The sequence below is a fragment of the Xanthomarina sp. GH4-25 genome, assembly GCF_045363175.1.
Lineage (GTDB): Bacteria > Bacteroidota > Bacteroidia > Flavobacteriales > Flavobacteriaceae > Xanthomarina.
Map to the genome: position 1 here is coordinate 148,217 of NZ_JBJFLO010000002.1, position 19,246 is coordinate 167,462.

General features: G+C 30.8%; 21 protein-coding genes. 17 read left to right on the forward strand and 4 right to left on the reverse strand.

The annotated features are described in order from the left end of the window. Entirely contained in the window at nucleotides 1-615 is a 615-nt protein-coding gene (locus ACI5KZ_RS03335) for a TetR/AcrR family transcriptional regulator (protein WP_109309990.1), read from the reverse strand. A gap of 187 nt (nucleotides 616-802) precedes the next feature. On the opposite strand from ACI5KZ_RS03335, the gene ACI5KZ_RS03340 reads away from it, so the two are divergent. Further along, nucleotides 803-2,077, forward strand: a complete 1,275-nt coding sequence (locus ACI5KZ_RS03340) for an OprO/OprP family phosphate-selective porin (RefSeq protein WP_406846881.1) — start codon at nucleotides 803-805, stop codon at nucleotides 2,075-2,077. A gap of 22 nt (nucleotides 2,078-2,099) precedes the next feature. Here ACI5KZ_RS03340 and ACI5KZ_RS03345 read toward each other — a convergent pair whose 3' ends face one another. After that, the gene (locus tag ACI5KZ_RS03345) at nucleotides 2,100-4,391 is read right to left on the reverse strand and encodes a DNA topoisomerase 3 (protein ID WP_406846882.1); all 2,292 of its coding nucleotides are present in this window, start codon (nucleotides 4,389-4,391) and stop codon (nucleotides 2,100-2,102) included. Nucleotides 4,392-4,539: 148 nt separating this feature from the next. On the opposite strand from ACI5KZ_RS03345, the gene ACI5KZ_RS03350 reads away from it, so the two are divergent. The 6 genes from ACI5KZ_RS03350 (at nucleotide 4,540) to ACI5KZ_RS03375 (ending at nucleotide 9,597) form a co-directional block, all read left to right on the forward strand. Further along, entirely contained in the window at nucleotides 4,540-4,872 is a 333-nt protein-coding gene (locus ACI5KZ_RS03350; protein ID WP_406846883.1) for an ArsR/SmtB family transcription factor, read from the forward strand. A gap of 38 nt (nucleotides 4,873-4,910) precedes the next feature. Then, complete coding sequence (locus tag ACI5KZ_RS03355; protein ID WP_406846884.1) at nucleotides 4,911-5,378, forward strand: DUF6428 family protein; 468 nt, start codon at nucleotides 4,911-4,913, stop codon at nucleotides 5,376-5,378. A gap of 26 nt (nucleotides 5,379-5,404) precedes the next feature. Next, nucleotides 5,405-6,016 carry a low molecular weight phosphatase family protein gene (locus ACI5KZ_RS03360; RefSeq protein WP_109309995.1) on the forward strand — a complete coding sequence of 204 codons (612 nt, stop codon included), beginning with the start codon at nucleotides 5,405-5,407 and terminating at the stop codon, nucleotides 6,014-6,016. A gap of 4 nt (nucleotides 6,017-6,020) precedes the next feature. Further along, nucleotides 6,021-7,055 carry an ACR3 family arsenite efflux transporter gene (arsB, locus tag ACI5KZ_RS03365; RefSeq protein ID WP_406846885.1) on the forward strand — a complete coding sequence of 345 codons (1,035 nt, stop codon included), beginning with the start codon at nucleotides 6,021-6,023 and terminating at the stop codon, nucleotides 7,053-7,055. A gap of 193 nt (nucleotides 7,056-7,248) precedes the next feature. Beyond that, a complete protein-coding gene (locus ACI5KZ_RS03370) occupies nucleotides 7,249-8,883 on the forward strand; it encodes a transcriptional regulator (protein WP_406846886.1) in 1,635 nt (544 codons plus the stop codon). 201 nt (nucleotides 8,884-9,084) lie between these two features. Continuing rightward, nucleotides 9,085-9,597, forward strand: a complete 513-nt coding sequence (locus ACI5KZ_RS03375) for a hypothetical protein (RefSeq protein WP_109309998.1) — start codon at nucleotides 9,085-9,087, stop codon at nucleotides 9,595-9,597. 62 nt (nucleotides 9,598-9,659) lie between these two features. On the opposite strand, the gene ACI5KZ_RS03380 is transcribed toward ACI5KZ_RS03375, so the two are convergent. Next, complete coding sequence (locus ACI5KZ_RS03380) at nucleotides 9,660-10,559, reverse strand: M23 family metallopeptidase (protein ID WP_109309999.1); 900 nt, start codon at nucleotides 10,557-10,559, stop codon at nucleotides 9,660-9,662. Between the two features lie 376 nt (nucleotides 10,560-10,935). On the opposite strand from ACI5KZ_RS03380, the gene ACI5KZ_RS03385 reads away from it, so the two are divergent. The 5 genes from ACI5KZ_RS03385 (at nucleotide 10,936) to ACI5KZ_RS03405 (ending at nucleotide 13,239) form a co-directional block, all read left to right on the forward strand. Beyond that, nucleotides 10,936-11,160 (forward strand): EamA family transporter, encoded by a 225-nt coding sequence (locus ACI5KZ_RS03385; protein ID WP_406846887.1) that lies wholly within the window; start codon nucleotides 10,936-10,938, stop codon nucleotides 11,158-11,160. A gap of 14 nt (nucleotides 11,161-11,174) precedes the next feature. Then, nucleotides 11,175-11,417 (forward strand): EamA family transporter, encoded by a 243-nt coding sequence (locus ACI5KZ_RS03390; protein WP_406846888.1) that lies wholly within the window; start codon nucleotides 11,175-11,177, stop codon nucleotides 11,415-11,417. A 91-nt stretch (nucleotides 11,418-11,508) separates the two neighbouring features. Then, a complete protein-coding gene (locus ACI5KZ_RS03395; RefSeq protein WP_109310000.1) occupies nucleotides 11,509-11,991 on the forward strand; it encodes a glutathione peroxidase in 483 nt (160 codons plus the stop codon). After that, the gene (locus tag ACI5KZ_RS03400) at nucleotides 11,988-12,449 is read left to right on the forward strand and encodes a TspO/MBR family protein (protein ID WP_406846889.1); all 462 of its coding nucleotides are present in this window, start codon (nucleotides 11,988-11,990) and stop codon (nucleotides 12,447-12,449) included. Before ACI5KZ_RS03395 ends, ACI5KZ_RS03400 begins: the two co-directional genes overlap by 4 nt. Before the next feature lie 166 nt (nucleotides 12,450-12,615). Next, nucleotides 12,616-13,239, forward strand: coding sequence for a hypothetical protein (locus ACI5KZ_RS03405; protein ID WP_109310002.1), 624 nt, complete (start codon nucleotides 12,616-12,618; stop codon nucleotides 13,237-13,239). Nucleotides 13,240-13,304: 65 nt separating this feature from the next. Here ACI5KZ_RS03405 and ACI5KZ_RS03410 read toward each other — a convergent pair whose 3' ends face one another. Next, complete coding sequence (locus ACI5KZ_RS03410) at nucleotides 13,305-13,889, reverse strand: hypothetical protein (RefSeq protein WP_123808418.1); 585 nt, start codon at nucleotides 13,887-13,889, stop codon at nucleotides 13,305-13,307. Nucleotides 13,890-14,020: 131 nt separating this feature from the next. Between ACI5KZ_RS03410 and ACI5KZ_RS03415 the strand changes: the two genes are divergently transcribed. The 5 genes from ACI5KZ_RS03415 (at nucleotide 14,021) to ACI5KZ_RS03435 (ending at nucleotide 19,199) form a co-directional block, all read left to right on the forward strand. Continuing rightward, nucleotides 14,021-14,878 carry a winged helix-turn-helix domain-containing protein gene (locus ACI5KZ_RS03415; RefSeq protein WP_406846890.1) on the forward strand — a complete coding sequence of 286 codons (858 nt, stop codon included), beginning with the start codon at nucleotides 14,021-14,023 and terminating at the stop codon, nucleotides 14,876-14,878. A 425-nt stretch (nucleotides 14,879-15,303) separates the two neighbouring features. Continuing rightward, nucleotides 15,304-16,401 (forward strand): acyl-CoA desaturase, encoded by a 1,098-nt coding sequence (locus tag ACI5KZ_RS03420; protein WP_109310005.1) that lies wholly within the window; start codon nucleotides 15,304-15,306, stop codon nucleotides 16,399-16,401. Nucleotides 16,402-16,488: 87 nt separating this feature from the next. Next, the gene (locus ACI5KZ_RS03425) at nucleotides 16,489-16,680 is read left to right on the forward strand and encodes a cold-shock protein (protein ID WP_109310036.1); all 192 of its coding nucleotides are present in this window, start codon (nucleotides 16,489-16,491) and stop codon (nucleotides 16,678-16,680) included. 235 nt (nucleotides 16,681-16,915) lie between these two features. After that, a complete protein-coding gene (locus ACI5KZ_RS03430) occupies nucleotides 16,916-17,974 on the forward strand; it encodes an NAD(P)-dependent alcohol dehydrogenase (protein WP_406846891.1) in 1,059 nt (352 codons plus the stop codon). 133 nt (nucleotides 17,975-18,107) lie between these two features. Continuing rightward, nucleotides 18,108-19,199, forward strand: a complete 1,092-nt coding sequence (locus tag ACI5KZ_RS03435; protein WP_406846892.1) for a nickel-binding protein — start codon at nucleotides 18,108-18,110, stop codon at nucleotides 19,197-19,199. The last annotated feature ends 47 nt before the right edge of the window (nucleotides 19,200-19,246 follow it).

The window sequence follows — 19,246 nt, forward strand, 5'->3', positions numbered from 1 at the left end:
TTAATGTTGTTTTATTGAATTGATAATAAACTCTGAAACATCAGTTTTACGTTGTTCCATGAGTTGTTTAAAACCCTCATCGTCTATCTTAACAAATGCTTTGACAAGTGGTTTTGCTACAAAAGGAAAAATATTTAATGCCAGGATGTTAATAAATAACTGGTCGCCTTTTGTGGGTTTTAAAATGCCTTTACTAACCTCTAATTCAACTTGTTGCTTAAATTTTTCAATATTCAATAAGCTAGAGTTTTCTTGAATCTTTATGATAAAATCTGGATTTCTATTTAATTCTTGTATGATGAAATTTGGTAGGTAAGGATGCTTGATAATAAAAGAAATGTAATTTGATGTGAAGTTTTTTACTTTATCTTCAATCGATGAATCATCATTTAAAATCTTGTTAAGTTGTGGAGCTAATAATGAAAACGCATTTTTAAATACAGCTTCAAAAAGTAATTGTTTGCTTCTGTAATAATAATGTAACATAGCCTTATTAATTCCTGCCAAGTCTGCTATTTCTTGCATTCTAGCACCATCCATACCCTTTGTTTGAAACACGTTTTTTGCAGCATCTAAAATTTGTTCTTCAGTATTGCTATCTTTTTCTTTATTCATGTTAACTATTTAGTTTAACCATTTGGTTAGCAAATATACTAAATTATATTTAATGCCATGATAAAAGGACACAGAGAGTTGACAAATATTATTAAGAATGAAATAACAGAAGAGTGAAGAAATAAAGTTATGATTGCTTTGAACTTGAAAAAGTAAGAAAGCGTTGAATGAAGATTAATTAAACTTTATGATTCAACTTAATCAAAGCTGCTTTATAAGAAATTATGATAATTACTATATTAGCGAAAAAAAATTGGTACCTATCAAAACATCATATTTTTATATATTATTAGTAATATTTTTCTGTTTTATAAATCAAGTTATAGCACAGACAGACTCAATTTCATCTGGAAAGATAAATGCAGAATATACAGATAAAGGGTTTGCGTTTAGTACCTCCGACAACAATTATTTACTGCATATAGAATCTAGATTACAGTTTCGTTTTGCGACTCCGAATGATCAAGATCCATTGACGTTTGATGATTTTTATAAAGACAATCAAACAACATTTAAAATAAATAGAGCTCGTTTAAAGATTGGAGGTCATGCCTATAAACCTTGGCTTAAATATTATTTTGAATATGAACTTTCACAAGGAAACCTATTAGATTTCCGAATTATGATTGAACGTTGGGATTTTTTTAAAATTAAAATTGGACAATGGAAAACATACTATAATCGGGAACGTGTCATTTCTTCTGGAAAACAACAGATGGTAGATCGATCTATTATTAATAGACCATTTACAATAGATAGACAACAAGGAATTGAATTTTATGGTCGTATTTTTCCACAAACTTTAGCAGATTTTACTTATCACTTATCCATATTAACAGGAGTGGGTAGAGGTGCTACCGTAAATGATGATAATCATTTAATGTATGTAGGTCGCTTGCAATGGAACATGTTTGGTCAAGAATTAGAAATGACAGGTTCTGATTTAAAATTCCATGAAAAACCTACAGGTTTAATTGCTTTAGCAGCAGCTACTAATAGAAGCCCCTATACTCGATTCTCTCAAGCTGGTGGTGGAGAATTAACAGGTTTTGATGAAGGTATTCCAGGTCAATATCGGGTTAATCAAGCTTTATTAGAAACAGCCTTTAAATACAAAGGGTTTTCTTGGCAAAATGAGTTTCATATAAAATCTGTTAAAGATTATGTAAACGATGATTCCAGAAACTTAAATGGGCAATATTTTCAAGCTGGTTACTTCTTTTCAAATATTTGGAGTATTATACCAGAACCTCTAGAAGTTGCTGGTATTTATTCAAACTATAATCCAGACATCGACATAGCAAATAATTACGAACGAGAATTGGGAATGGCTTTTAATTGGTTTTTTAATGAACACAGGAATAAACTGACGATGGAGATTACTCATTTTTCATATCATAGCGTGGATAATCAAAATCCTAAAGAATGGCGTTTTCGTTTACAATGGGATATCTCTTTCTAAAAAAAAAAAATCAGCTTGAATTTTATGTATGAGATTGAATGATTTTAAAGACTAACTCTTTTGTCAATTTCTCATTGCCTGCCTTTTCTCGTAACAAGTCAAATGGTAATATAAAATCGCAGTCTTTTCCATATTTACTACAGCCATAAGCTGTTTTACCTTTTATAATAGTTCCTTTGTTACATTTTGGACAAGTTAGCGTGTCTGGAATTGCTTTTGTTTTTAACTTCTTAGGTTCTAAAATAAGTTGAAAATTATCATCAAAACGCAATAGACCTTCAACTGTACCGGTAGTGGTTTTGAAGCCTTTTAAATTGACAGTCGAGCCTTTCTTTAACAATCTTAAAAACTGTTTTTCAGAAATCTTTTTTTCATGAATATTAAATGGAAGAATAAATTTACAACCTTCTTTATAAGAAGTACATCCATAGGCAGTTTTTCCTTTTATAAGCGTTCCTTTTTGACATTTCGGACACGTTTCAGCTGTGATACCAGCCTTCTTTTTTTGTTCTGTTTTTGCTTGCCGTTGCTTGACTACTGTAGCTTGAGAAATATTAGCCCGATTGGTTTCACTGCGTACTTCATAAACCAAATCATCTACCATTTTTTTCATGTTGATTATAAACTGATTAGCGCTAAATTCTCCTTTTTCAATATCTTTTAACTGCTTTTCCCATAAGCCTGTAAGTTCTGCCGATTTTAATAATTCATTTTGAATGGTATCAATTAAAGCAATTCCTGTAACCGTAGGAAGTAATTGTTTTTTGTTGCGTTTTATATACTGACGCTTAAATAAGGTTTCAATTATATTAGCACGTGTAGATGGTCTGCCAATACCATTTTCTTTCATCAAATCACGTAACTCATCGTCGTCCACCTGTTTTCCTGCTGTTTCCATAGCACGAAGAAGGGAAGCTTCAGTAAATTGATTGGGTGGTTTGGTCTGCTTTTCTAGGAAACTAGGTTCATGAGGTCCTTTTTCGCCCTTAACAAAAGTTGGTAGTATATCTGATTCTTTCTTATCTTTTTCATCAGATTCAAAAACCACTCGCCATCCTTTTTTGAGTATTTCTTTCCCTGTTGTTTTAAAATGGACATCTGCAGCTTTTCCTATAACTGTAGTATTTGACACAGAACAATCTTCATAAAAAACAGCAATAAAACGTTTCACAATAATATCATAAACCTGTTGCTGATTGTATTGCAAATTGGTTTGAATGCCTGTTGGAATTATCGCGTGATGATCGGTTACTTTTTTATCGTTAAAGACTTTAGTCGACTTCTTAATTTTTTTACCTAAAAGAGGTTGTGTTAACGTGGCATAATTAGTTAGCTTTTGAAGAATCCCTGACACTTTTGGGTACACATCATTGGGTAGAAATGTGGTATCGACTCTGGGATAAGTAACGACTTTCATTTCGTATAATTTCTGAACAATTTTTAAAGTTTCATCTGCCGAGAATCCAAACTTCGTGTTGCAAAACACTTGTAAGCCTGTTAAATCAAATAGTTTTGGGGCATATTCAGTGCCTTTTTTCTTAGTGATTGATTCAATTTCAAATTCGTGTTCCTTTACTTTATTGGCTAAAACTTGACCATCTTCCATTTTAGTAAAACGACCTTCTTCATAAGAAAATAAGGTGTCACGATACATAGTTTGCAGTTCCCAATAAGGCTGTGGTTTAAAACTCTCTATCTCTTTAAATCGGTTTACAACCATAGCAAGTGTTGGGGTTTGCACACGTCCAACTGAAAGAACTTGCTTGTATCCACCATGTTTCACGGTGTATAATCGGGTTGCATTCATACCTAATAACCAATCTCCAATAGCTCTAGAAAATCCAGCATAATAGAGATTGTCATAATTTTCAGAAGGTTTTAAATTCTCAAATCCTTCTTTAATGGCTTCAGTTGTAAGCGAAGAAATCCAGAGCCTTTCAATCTTACCTTTATAATTTGCTTGATCTAAAACCCATCGCTGAATGAGTTCTCCTTCTTGACCTGCATCACCACAATTTATAACGACTTCAGCTTTATCGAACAAACTCTTTACAATTTTAAACTGTTTTTGAATGCCAGAATTGCTAACCACTTTTGTTTTAAACTTCTCTGGAAGCATAGGAAGATTATTTAAATCCCAACTTTTCCAATGTGGTTTGTAATCGTTTGGCTCCATAAGTGTACATAAATGTCCAAATGTATAAGTTACTGCGTAACCATTACCTTCATAGTAACCATCATGCTTATTTTTTGCCCCGAGAACAGATGCAATCTCTCTGGCAACACTAGGTTTTTCAGCTATACAAACTTTCATTTATGACTCTTTTTACAGTCATGCAAAGTACATTTTTTTATAAAAATTTTAAACTTTATGGAGACTCAATTTTAAATTTTATTAAAAAATAGTTGTGAGATAATTTGCTTAATCGTAATATTGCAATGAACAAATAAAAGAGAATGTCATGGGACTTACCAAATCAGAAATATTTACAGATGAGCAAAACAGAATGGCATTGATAGCTAAAGCTTTTGGCCATCCTGCTAGAATTGCCATTCTACAACATCTGTTTAAATTAAATAGTTGTGTGTGTGGCGATTTGGTTAGCGAAATTGGTTTGGCACAACCAACCATTTCTCAACATCTAAAAGAATTAAAAAACTTAAAGATAATTAAAGGAAATATAGAAGGAACAAGTGTTTGTTATTGTATAGACCAAAAAGAATGGAAAAATATAAAACACATGTTTTTACAGTTTTTTGAGCAAGAGCCTATTGTAAATGGCGATTGTTGTTAACACACTATTTTAAATTATCTCATTAATTAATAATTATTATGAAACTATCAGAAATTAAACAGCATTTAAAAAAAATAGAAACTATTGCATTTCAACTACCAGATGGAGCTTTGGTACCAAGTCATTTCCACGTTACAGAAGTTGGAAAAATAGATAAACACTTTATAGATTGTGGTGGTACTATTAGAAAAGAATCTGTCATCAACTTTCAGCTTTGGGAAGAAAATGATTATAACCACAGATTACATCCTGAAAAACTAGTGCAAATTATTGAGCTTTCAGAACGTGTATTAGAACTTCCTGATTTAGAAATAGAAGTGGAATATCAAGGTGAAACAATTGGAAAATTTGGTTTAGATTTTGAAGAGACCCATTTTTTATTAACCAACAAACAGACAGATTGCTTAGCCAAAGAAAAATGTGGTATTCCTGAAGCGAAACCAAAAATGAAACTTTCTGAATTGCAAAATACGTCTTGCTGTACGCCAGAGTCAGGATGTTGCTAACAATTATGAATTTTAAAAATTAAAGAATGTTTCCAAAAATTAACGCATTAATAACAACTTTTGATACAAATTCTATAATTGAAAGTAGAAAAGAAGTATTAAAATCATTAATTACTTATATTCAAGAAAAGGTTTCAAATAAAGAAGAAGTTCGTTTAAACTTTATCTGCACACACAATTCGAGACGAAGTCATTTGTCACAAGTTTGGGCTCAGACGATGGCTCATCACTTTCAGATAAGTTTAGTTTCTTGTTATTCTGGAGGAACAGAAGCAACTGCATTATATCCTAAAGTAGCAGAAACATGTAAACAAATGGGATTTTATGTTCAGATGTTATCTGAAGGAATAAATCCAATTTACAGTATTAAATATTCAGAAAATGAACATCCAATTATTGGTTTTTCAAAATTATATAACCATGCTTTTAACCCAGAAAATCAATTTGCAGCTATCATGACTTGCTCTCAAGCAGATGCTGGTTGTCCATTCATTGCAGGAGCAGAAAAGCGTATTCCAATTACCTATGAAGACCCTAAAGCTTCTGACAACTCACCAGGTCAAACCGAAGTTTATGCAAACAGAAGTTTGCAAATAGCAACAGAAATGTTTTATGTGTTTTCTCAAATAAATAAATAGTAAAATGTCTTCAACCAAAAAACTTAGTTTTCTCGATAGTTATTTAACGCTTTGGATTTTTATAGCCATGGCAGTAGGAGTAGGGGTTGGCTATTTAATGCCATCTGTCCCAGATTATATCCATTCGTTTAGTAGTGGTTCAACCAACATACCAATTGCTATAGGATTGATTTTAATGATGTATCCACCATTAGCTAAGGTTAATTATGCCTTATTACCTAAAATTTTTAAAGATGTAAAAATTCTATCTATTTCATTGGTTTTGAACTGGATTATTGGACCAGTATTAATGTTTATACTGGCGATTACCTTTTTGCAAGATTATCCAGAATATATGGTTGGGTTGATATTAATTGGTTTGGCCAGATGCATTGCTATGGTTTTAGTTTGGAACGATTTAGCAGAAGGAAGCAGTGAATATGGAGCTGGTTTGGTAGCTTTAAATAGTATTTTTCAAGTGTTTGCTTATAGTTTTTATGCCTGGGTATTTATTACTGTTTTACCACCCTATTTTGGGTTTGAAGGAGCCATTGTGGATATTTCTATTGCTACAATTGCCGAAAGTGTGGCTATTTATTTAGGGATCCCTTTTTTATTAGGTTATTTAAGTAGGAAAATATTGGTGAAATTAAAAGGGGAAACCTGGTATAATGAAGTGTATATTCCTAAAGTATCACCTATAACATTGATTGCTTTATTATTTACAATTGTAGTGATGTTTTCTCTTAAAGGGGAACTGATAGTACAAATACCAATGGATGTTGTAATTATTGCCATTCCTCTTTTAATCTATTTTGCATTGATGTTTTTAATCGGATTTTTTATAAGTAAAGCAATGGGAGCAACTTACGATAAAAATGCTGCTATTGCCTTTACAGCTGCTGGAAATAATTTCGAATTAGCCATTGCTGTAGCCATAGCCGTCTTTGGTTTAAATTCAGGACAAGCTTTTACAGGAGTTATTGGACCGTTAGTGGAAGTACCAGCATTAATATTATTAGTACGTGTTGCTTTTTGGTTACGTAAGCGATATTATTAAATCTCTTATTGCAAAGAAAATCATTTATTTATCTTGTATATTTGAGATAACTAAACCAACTTTATTTTAATAAGTGAATCTAATCAAGTATATATTACTTAGTGCATGTTTCATAAATACTTTTTTATGTAATGCTCAAGAATCACTTACAAGTGAACAAGCTTTAAAACAATTTGATTCTATAACTGCAGTTATGGATGAATCATTTTCTGAAAATGATATAAAAACTTTTAGACGCGAATCTTTTTCCGAAAAACAGCTTCAAGTATATCTGTCCCAACATTTTAAACGTATGGATTTATTGCCATATATAGAAGGACATTACAATTTAAAGCTAAATAGATATATGCATTCGGGAAATTGGTTTCGGGAAATAGGGTTTCCTAAAGAATCTATTAAGTCTTGTGAAGATTTTTTTAAATATTATAGAACTATTGAAGATAAGGCAACCGAGTCCGAAAAAAAAGCATTTCTTGAAATGATAACGTTTACTCATAGCATGTTAGCAATAGGCTACTCAAAATTGGGGATGTTTGATCTGGCAAATGCAGAACATAAAAAAAATATTGAGTATACTAAAAACCTAGATGTTATTTCTTATGCTTCTGCTATTAATAATTATGGACTCTATTTTTACTGGTTCAAGAAAGAGTTAGATCCAGCTTTAATGAACTTCAATTTAGCCTATCAGATTACAAACAAACATTTTCCTACCCATACATTAATTGGTAGTATTAGAGATAATTTAGCCGATGTGTATGTAGATCAAGGAAATTATAATGATGCTTTACCATTATATCAAACCAATTTTGAGTTTTATAAAGTGGCACTCGATGAAGAATTATTTACAATAGATGTTCCAAGATTAATAAATGCAGGAAGTCAATTAGTGATTACTTTTATACATATAGGAGAATTAGAAAAAGCGAATCAAGCGTTTAAAGAACTTGAAGCAGTCATGACGAATCGTGATTATATTAAAAGAATTACATCTGATGCTAAACTAACTTTTTTAAATGCCAAAGCGCGTTTGTTTGAAAAACAAAATAACTACAAAGAAGCTTATAATACGGCTAATCTCATAAAGGAATATTCAGATAGTTTGATTAATATATCTGAATTAGCTGGATTAAAATGGCGTGATGAATTGAATAATATCACACTAGAAAGGATTTCGTTGAATTTTAAAATAGATAGAATTGAAAAAGAAAACAAAATACGAAGCCAACGGTCTAAACTTTTAATTGTAAGCTTATTATCTTCTTTAGTCCTTATTTTATTGTTATCCTTGTTTTTAAGAAGGCGACAACACCTAATAAATGCAAATAACAAGCAATTACTTGCTGAACAATCTAGAGATTTAATAGCATTAAAAAATGAGCAATTAGAATCTGAAATTGATTCTAAAAAAAGAGATTTATCAGATTTTGCTATTAACCTATCGCAAAATCAAGTTTGGGCAGAATCTTTGGCCGACAAATTGACTTCCATAAAAGAAGCGAACCCTAAAGAACAAAGTTTATTACTAGATGATTTAGAGCAATTTATTCAAAATAAAATAACAGTTGATGGTGATACCAAAGAGTTTTATGAACGTCTAGATAAATTAAGTGATTCTTTTTATAGCGAACTTACAAGTTTGTTCCCTAATTTAAGTAAAAACGAAATTCGGTTATGTTCTTTAATCCGTCTTAAAATGGACAGTCGAAATATTGCCACACTACAAAACATAACTGTTTCTTCACTAAACACAAGTCGATATCGACTTAGAAAAAAACTTCATTTATCTGAAAATGAAGATTTAGACGATTTTATTCAAAATATATAAATAGCTAATAATTAGCGCTTTAACAAGTTTTATTAGATATTTTTTTAAAACTGTCTATTAATTGTCTATTCCCTGTTCATTATCTGTCTATCTGTATTTCAAGGACTTAAGTGAGTTTTGTTCTACATTCGTTTCATATCAAATTAATCCCATAAAACATTAATAATAGCAACTAATGTATAATCTTAAAATCTTAAAATTATGAAAACGTATGTACTTGGTATTTTATTTTTAGGCTTCACCAACCTTATGATTGCACAAAATGATTTAGCTATTTTAACACCTTCAAATAAAACGGTGTATTCGTCTAGCAAAACAGTTCTTAATGCTGATTATTTAAATACAGTTACTCATCAAGATTTTTCAAAAAAGATTGAAAAACTTCAAAATCTGGTTGCTAATTACGATATTAAAAGCTCAGAGGTTTATCAATCAAAAAGTAATGGTAGCTATACAGTTAATTTTAAAGAAGGGAATAACCTTATAACTGCTGTTTATAACAAAAAAGGAAATTTAGAGAGTTGTGAAGAAAGTTATCAAGCTATTAAGTTGCCTTTCACTATTAGTTCAGATTTAATGAAAGAATATCCTAAATGGTCAATTAAAGAGGTGAAATGCGATATTACTTATACCGAAAATAAAGAGCGTACAATTATTTATAAAGTGTCGATTAATAAAGACAATAAAACAAAAAACATTACTATTAAAGTATAATCATTACCCTTAGTTAATTATTGAGAAAAGCGGAATTTAATTTTTTGAATTCCGTTTTTTATTTATTCAATAATTAATTTCTGACCAATACGTAACGTGCTGTTTCGACTCATATGATTGCTTTTACATAGAGCAGCGATACTTGTGCTATTTCTAGATGAAATACGTGACAAAGTATCTCCTTTTTTTACAATATAAACACGAGCTGGTTTGTTCATACTAGCAATAGCAGCTTCCTCAGTAGAAAATATTTCTAAATGACTTTGGCGTTTACTATTATGTAATTCTGGACGTGTCCAAGTTTTAGTAATCCAAAGATCTTTAGCTCGAACGTTATTGTTCTCATCAAAATCTAATAGAGATTCTGGGTGCACAGGAATGCCTTTGTATGTCATTTCTAAATGTAAATGACTCCCTCTAGCATTTCCAGAAGTACCACCTTTACCTAAATAAGAACCAGCTACAACAGTATCATTTTCCTTAACACCATAACGAGATAAATGGGCATATAAAGTTTCTAAACCATTATGATGTCTTACAACAACCGTTCTTCCGTGTCCAGAACTATAATTAGCAAATCGAACCACTCCATCAAACATAGCAAACAAACTGTCTCCAGTTATTAAATCGATATCGATGCCTTTATGAGCACGACCTTTTCGCCAACCATAACGTGAGGTTATTACTTTGCTTCTTGAAATAGGAGAGATGTAATTTGAATCTTTAAATTGAATGTGTAGAGGAAATTTTTCCTCAGTATTATAATCTATTTTTATTTTACTAGTATCCCAATATTCTGCAGTTATATCTACTGCGTTTTCTTTGCTGTTTAAAGTCGTTAAATAGTGACTTAAACTGTCTATTAATGCGGATGATTCTGGTGTGTTAAATTCAGGGGATAAATTTTGTGAAAATGAATTGAAGGATAAACACAAAATAATTAGGGCAATAATTGTTTTCATATATTATTAATTGTCAAATTACTAACTTTACTTTTTAGTAAATTTGGCGTTGATTTACATTTCTTCTCGACGAAAATAATAAAAACAACGATTAAAAACACATTGTATTGTATTTTGGACTTGTTTTTTGATAATATTTAACATTTTTTGCACCCTAATAATTGATAAAATGTTGATTATCATTTGATTAATTTATATTAGAATAATTGAAATTTAACACACTTTCTCATATCAATGTCTATGTGGTATGTCTTTTAAAAAAAACCATCGTCAAGAATAACAAACTAGTAATTCATTATTCCATAAAAATTCAATATGTAGCTAATTAGTTTTATTAATTTTATAAAACATAACATATGTTTTCTAATTAGAAACTATGAGTCAACCAAAAAGTGGTGTATTAATTATCCTTTCGTTCTTTTCATTTTATGTTATTTGGGGTTCTACCTTTTTATTAAATAAGATTGTAGTTTTAGAAGTGTCCCCATTATTATTAGCATCTATACGATTTCTATTGGCTGGAGGACTTATAATTATTATCTCAAAACTCTTAAAACTGTCGTTAAAAATATCAAGTCAACAACTTAAAACTGCATCATAGCAGGATTTTTATTTTTGGTTTATGGAAATGGTGTTTTTGTTTGGGCATTTAACAATTTACTTAAAGTAGTTTCTGCAGAGAAAGTTTCTACATCTGCTTATGTAAATCCAGTTATTGCTTCATTTTTAGGATGGTATGTTTTAGATGAATATATTTCTTTACAGAATATTTTAGCTGTATTTATTCTTTTAATGGGTGTTTATTTTATTAATTCTAAGAAAAAGTTTGCCATATTTAATAGGTTCAGAAATAAATAACATCTAATGACTTTAAAAATTGATAAAAACAAGCCTATTCTTCTAACTTTTTAGCTACTTTGTATCATTAACCGAATTAACAAGACAAATCATGCATTCACCAGAAAATATTTATAACATATCTATTAACAGTCTTACTGGAAAACCAATCGACCTAACTGATTTTAAAGGAAAGAAAATTCTTTTTGTAAATACAGCTTCAAAATGCGGATTTACTGGACAGTATACTCAACTACAAGAGCTTTCCGATACTTATAAAGACCAACTTGTCGTTATAGGAGTACCGTGTAATCAGTTTGGAGGGCAGGAACCAGGAGATGCTAAAGACATCGAATCGTTTTGTCAGGTGAATTATGGTGTAACTTTTTTAATTACAGAAAAGGTCGATGTAAAAGGAGAGAGGCAACATCCTTTATATTCTTGGTTGACGACAAAAGATTTGAATGGTGTTAAAAATTCTTCAGTTAAATGGAACTTTCAAAAATATTTAATTGATGAACAAGGTCAGTTAATAGATTATTATTATTCAATTACAAAACCAAATAGTTCTAAAATCAAGAAGCATTTAAAATGAAAAAATTTCAGCTTGTTATTGTTTTTCTTATTATCAACTTTGCTGCTTTAGGAATTGGAAGTTGGCTTATGGGAACCGGTCCAACTTCAGATTGGTATATAGAACAGAATAAAGCACCATGGACGCCACCAGGTTGGGTTTTTGGAGCTGCTTGGTCTACCATAATGATTTGTTTTGCGATCTATATGGCCATTTTGGTTAAGATAAAACCTCATACATTTATTATTGGATTATTTACCATTCAATTTTTATTAAATGTATCATGGAATTATATCTTTTTCAATCAGCATTTGGTCACATTTGGTTTAATAATAATCGTTCTACTTACTCTAGTAATAACACTATTTTTAATTAAATACAAAACTATATTAAAAACTGCAACATGGTTAATTGTTCCTTACTTTATATGGTTATTAATTGCCACGAGTTTAAATGCCTACATACTTTTAAATAATTAAGATATTGCTAAAGATTTTCAATTATAGAACTCTATAATTGTTGCATTACATCGAAGCTTTTGCACCTTTTTTTCATTTCATCGTAAAATTATTTCATTCATAAGATTTTTTATGAAGCTATACATCTAAATATATAGTTTTAAACGAATTATATAAGTAATGTCTCATGAAAAAAGTCCTATTTATTTTTTGTATCTCTTGTTTCTTTAGTTCAAATGTTGAATTATTTGCTCAAGACTCAGCCGATGTTCTAGAAGAAGTTCCATTCGATTTCATGACTAGAAGCCCAGTTTACGATTATTCTGAAAAAGACTTAAGCAACGTAGACACCATTCCTAGTTTTACAACTCAAGAAAACAAATTAAAAATAACAGGAACCATTTTCCAAAGTGATGGGGTTACTCCAGCTAAAGATGTCATTCTTTTTATTGAACAACCAAACGAAAATGGTGAATACAATTTAAAATTTGAAAACGAAAAACGTTATGTAGAACACAGAGGCTGGATTAAAACCGACGCTAACGGACATTATACATTTTACACATTTATTCCAGGTTCTTATAGACATAGTAAGGAATTGAGACACATCCATCCTATAATTAAAGAAGCTGGAAAGACAGAATACAAATTAAATACCTTGATTTTTGCTGATGATCCTTTCTTAACAAAGGCTTGTAAAAAAAGATTAAAGAAAAAAGGGGTTACAAGTATTCTTACTACCTTAAAGAAAGACGATATGTATGTTGCAAATTATAATATTGTACTTAAAGTAGAGAATGCAGTCAAATAATAACATTCTTAATAATATAATAAAAAAGCAGTCTATATTTAGACTGCTTTTTTATTGAACAACATTTAACAACCTCCAACAAGCTCGACAGTTAAAATTCCAGATTTCTGATGCACCTTAAACGGAATCTCCTCTAATGTACATCGTGGTTCAATAGTAAATCTAATAAGCCCAGTTACTTCAAAGTCCTTTTCTGATATAACCTGTATGGGTAGTTTATAAGTTGTGTTATCTCTAACCCAATTAACAGTACCATTTATTAAGTGATGAGAGTCGAATTCTTCAACAGATTGTGGTACTTCTATCAAATGGTCTTCTGTAGTTAGCATATTGCTTTCATCTATTGTCATGCTGAATTTTCCTTTAAATTCCCTTTTAGCATGTGGAGACACAAAATGGGCATCTCCTTTTAAAGTAATAAAAACAACCAATTGTTGGGCATCTGTTTCGGTATGTTCAATTTTTAAGTCCAAATGATATGGACTATGAGGATTATAAGGTTCTTTAAAAGCAAGTGGGTTTAAAGGTAAATTAACTTCAGTAGAAGTAATTTCGGCTTCAGAAGAAGCAATTGCTTTAACGGGATCTTCATTTTTTGTACTGCAACTCAAACATAATAAAACGAAAGAGCATAAAATTAATCTGTTCATTATTTAGATTGTATTTATGATTAATAATTGAAGTAAAACTATTCGAATTCCATTTTAAAAGTGTCAAAAAAATGTAAAAGAAGTGCAAACAGTTTCTAAAAGTCATGAATTTGTCAGTTATTTACAGTTAAATGAACAAAAGTAGCACATCCATACTTAGTGGTATTATAATCATTATAATATCTCTTTGGTTCCTCAATGATTCTAAAGATACAGACAAAATGTTTGATGAAAGAGTCAAAGTATCTTTGCGTTCTGTAGGCAATCAATTATTGCTTATCAATCAAGATACGACTTCTTTAATTTTACCAATAATAGCTTTAGAGGAAAATAAATACCAATTATCGTTTCAAAAGCCCTTGTCTTTTGAACCTGAACAATTAGTTTCTATTATTAATGCTTCCTTCCAAAAGGCAAAACTACCAAGCAACTATTTGGTAGAAACAGTTCAATGTGAAGCACAAGAAGTAGCCTATAGTTACCAGGTATTAAATACTATAGAAAACAGTATTGTTCCATGTGTTGGAAGGATTTTACCTGAAAGTTGTTACACCATCGAGGTATTATTTACAGATTTAAAGCTTAGCTCAAACAAACCAATTGTTTTTTATGCTTTACTAATTTGTGGGTTTATTGTTCTTATTTTAGGTGTTTATAAAAAGAAAAAGATATTAGAATCTGTTCCTGAAGATTTTGCGACACTCGGAAATTTTAAATTCTATCCAGAACAGAATAAACTAGTCATGCAAGCTAAAGAAATCAGTCTCTCTAAAAAAGAATGCGAACTTCTGGAAATTTTTGTTGCTAATCCAAATCAGATTATTAAACGCGACGAACTTACCAAAAAAGTATGGGAAGACCATGGGGTGTTTGTAGGAAGAAGTTTAGATACCTATATCTCAAAATTACGTAAGAAATTAGAAGCAGACAGAACCATTAAAATAACAAATGTCCATGGTGTAGGTTATAAGTTGGAAATGAATAACTGATTTTTAATCTCTTTTATATAGTATCTATTGTGGATAATTAGATATAAGGAAATGAGATAAATTGAATGACTTAAAAGGAATTATAAATAATAAAACAATAATAGATACTGATACTTTAACACATAATTGTGCTAATTTGAGCTAAGTAAGCTTACCTTTATAGAATAACTTATTTAGTCTGCTTTTCGTTTTTTAATTTTCAATCAACATTATTAAAATTCCTGCATTCATAATAATTTATATCGTAGAATAATAGACCATTACTTGTCAAGACTTTTAGGATTTGCTAAATCCCTTCCTTTCCAAAAGAACCATCTTCATAATTATCTTCTCTTAGAATTACGAAACTTCAATGCAACTTAATATGAATAAATATATTAAGCTATTGGATACATAAATGCTTTAAATTAATACCAAGTAATCCTATGGAAAACCCTAGATTTTCAAGAACAACTGATATAGATTTTTCAAAAACATTAAGAAAAAGAGTCAATACATATTTCAAAGAAAATAATATAAGTAGAAAAGGCAATACCAATATGGTTGTAAAAACAATTGTAATGGTTTCTCTTTTTTTTGTGCCTTTAATTTTGCTTTCAACAGGATTAGTAACAAGTATTTGGCTACTATTTACATTGTATTTAATAAGTGGATTTGGAATGTCAGGTATTGGTATGGGAGTTATGCACGATGCCATCCATGGGTCTTATTCTAAAAATAAAAACATCAATACCTTACTGGGTTACACTTTTAATTTAATAGGTGCAAATGCCAAGATATGGAAAATTCAACACAATGTTTTGCATCATACTTACACCAATATTGATCATGCAGATGACGATATTAACACCCCGTTTTTTCTACGATTTTCACCCAACGCCAAACACCATTGGTCACAAAAATTCCAGCATGTTTATATCTGGTTTTTTTATGCAATATCTACATTATTCTGGATTACAGCTAAAGATTTTGTACGCTTAAAACGCTATAAAGACATGGGGTTATTGCTCAAAAAGAACGAATTTAGTAAAGGACTATTTAGCATGACTGCTTGGAAACTGTTTTATTATTCTTATGCATTGGTATTACCCATTATTATGTTGCCATTTGCTTGGTGGGTTGTATTATTAGGGTTTTTAAGCATGCATATAATAACAGGTCTTATGGTGAGTATTGTGTTTCAAATAGCACACATCATGCCTGAAACAGACTTCCCTTTACCAAATGAAAAAGGCATGATGAAAAACGAATGGTACAGACATCAATTTGAAACTACAAGCAATTTTGCACCTAAAAGCAGATTGTTATTCTGGCTTATAGGAGGTTTAAATTATCAGGTAGAACATCATGTATTGCCAGATGTATGCCATGTCCATTATAAAAAAATAAACCATATTGTTGCCAAAACAGCTAAAGAATTTGGTATGCCTTATCATGTTAAGAAGAGTATTTTTCATGCCATAATAGACCATACTAAAATGCTTAGATTATTAGGAAGCAAGCAAACTGTTAGTATCACATAATAAACAATGAACACTATTTTAAAAATATTCAAAATGATAATAAAAAAAATAATAAATAAATTAATGAACTCTAATATTAAAAATGACATGAAAGAAGGTACTGTAAAGTTTTTTAACAATTCAAAAGGATTTGGTTTTATTAAGATTAAAGACTCCGAAGAGGAAGTTTTTGTGCATTCAACGAACCTTATTGATAATATTAAAGAAAATGATCAAGTAACATTTGACGTTGAAAAAGGAGATAAAGGTATGAACGCTGTAAACGTAAGTTTGATGTAACACTAGTTACATTGCAATTAAATGAAAACCATCTAAACAGATGGTTTTTTTATTATAGTAACCTTTTATTACGGCTTCCAACATCATATTACATCAAGAGACGGTTTAAAATCTCAATATAATATTAAAAAAAAAAAACAGAATAAAAGATGTAACTTTATAACACAAAAACACCTGATACTTTTTATCTTAAAAAGTATTAATTAATTTTAATTAATCCATAATCCGAAACAACATGAATGTCAAAAGCGTTAAAGCATACGGAACAGATTCGGCAGAAGCCGATTTGAAACAATTTAATATCAATAGAAGAGAAGTCGGTTCTAAAGATGTCGAAATAGACATTCTTTTTTGTGGCGTCTGTCATTCCGATTTACATTTTGCCAAAAACGATTGGGGCATGACGCAGTATCCTGTAGTTCCTGGTCATGAAATTGTTGGTAAAGTCACTCATGTTGGAGAAGGGGTTTCTAAATACAAAAAGGACGACCTGGTAGCTGTTGGCTGTTTGGTAGATTCTTGTAGAACCTGCGCCAATTGCAAAGACGATTTGGAACAATACTGCTCGGTAGGATGGGTTGGTACCTATGGTGGTTACGACAAACATTTAGATACCACAACTCATGGTGGATATTCAGAAACAATAGTTGTCGATGAAGCCTTTGTACTCAGGGTGCCTGAAAACTTAGATAAGGCAGGTATTGCACCAGTGTTATGTGCAGGAATTACAACCTGGTCGCCATTAAGTCATTGGAAGGTTGGTAAAGGGAGCAAGGTGGCTGTTGTCGGTCTTGGAGGCCTAGGACATATGGCCATTAAACTAGCTCATGCTTTAGGAGCTCATGTAACTTTGTTTTCTCGATCTAATAATAAAACGGTGGATGCCAAGAATCTTGGTGCAGATGAAGTGATTATTTCTACAGACGATGTTCAGATGGAAAAAGCTATGGGACGTTTCGATTTGATTATTGACACTGTTCCATATGCTCATGATTTGAATCCTTATGTTAGCACTTTAACAACTAATGGTACTTTGGTAGTGGTTGGTTATTTAGGGCCATTAGACCCAATGTTAGTAACCGTTCCAATGATTATGGGACGTAAATCGGTTGCAGGCTCTTTAATTGGTGGTATTGCTGAAACTCAGGAATTATTAGATTTCTGTGGCACCCATAACATTACTTCAGATGTTGAAGTTATCAAAATTCAAGATATCAATACTGCTTACAAACGCATGCTGAAAAGCGATGTAAAATACCGTTTTGTAATTGATATGAAATCGTTAAAAGATTAAAAATAAATAGGGACTTGCTTAGGTTGTTTGGTTGTTTCTTAGAAACAAGTAGAGTTCTGTTTTAATGAGCTAGACTTTTTAGTATGCTATAATTTAAAAAAATACAGTACCTTACAGTCTAAAAATCAAGCCAATGCCATTATTTTTAGATTTACATGAACTTCCTGAAGGTATTACAGCTGCCCATGTTGCAGAAATGCATCAAGTCGACTTAGATCTTGAACATAAGTATAATTGCAGAGGTTTAACTTATTGGTGTGATGAAAAACGAAAAGCAGCCTTTTGTTTAATAGAGGCACCTAATAAGCAAGCGTTAATAAACTTGCACGAAAACGCTCATGGAGCGATACCAACACGTATTATTGAAGTAAACGATACCATTGTGGAATCTTTTTTAGGGCGTATTCAGGACCCTGAAAAATCTAAAAATGTAAAGCTTAACATCATTAACGATCCGGCTTTTAGAACCATCATGGTGGTTAAAATAAAAAATAAAAGTTTAAGAGACTCCAATATAAACATTTTAAAAGCTGCCCTAAGAGGCTACTCTACATCTATTAAATCCATAACCACACAATTTAATGGACGCCTAGTAAAACAAGAAGTTAATTTCTTCCTAATATCCTTTGAATCTGTTTCAGATGCCATTCATTGTGGAATAAAAATTCAGCAAACTCACAATAGAGTCATTACTCCAGATTTAGAATTTAAAATTGGGTTAAGTGCTGGAATTCCCGTAACAGATAAAGAGGGTATATTTGAAGATACCATAAAAACTTCTGATTATTTAAGCGATATCGCTAAAGGCGATTATTCCATAACAACTGCTATTAAAGATCTTTATGAAGGAGAAAACCAAAATAATTCAATTCCTAAAATTAAAAATATTCATGTATTAAATAGTAAGGAAGAAGTCTTTATGAGGCAATTAATGGCATATACCGAAAAAATAAGGTCACATACTACGACTAGTGTGAGCGATTTTGAAGAAAATTTAGGCTATAGTAAATCACAATTATTTCGTACCATGAAAAACTTGGTTGGCAAATCACCTAATATATTTTTAAGAGATTATCGCTTAAATAAGGCGCTGGAATTATTGCAAAAGCAAGGACGTAATATTTCTGAAGTTGCTTACCAAACAGGGTTTAGTAGTCCTGCTTATTTCTCAAAATGTTTTCATAAAAAATATGGAGTTCTTCCTTCTAATGTTATTTTCAAATAATTAAAGTATTGTATTGTAAATAGTTATCTATTAATTTATTCGTGGTC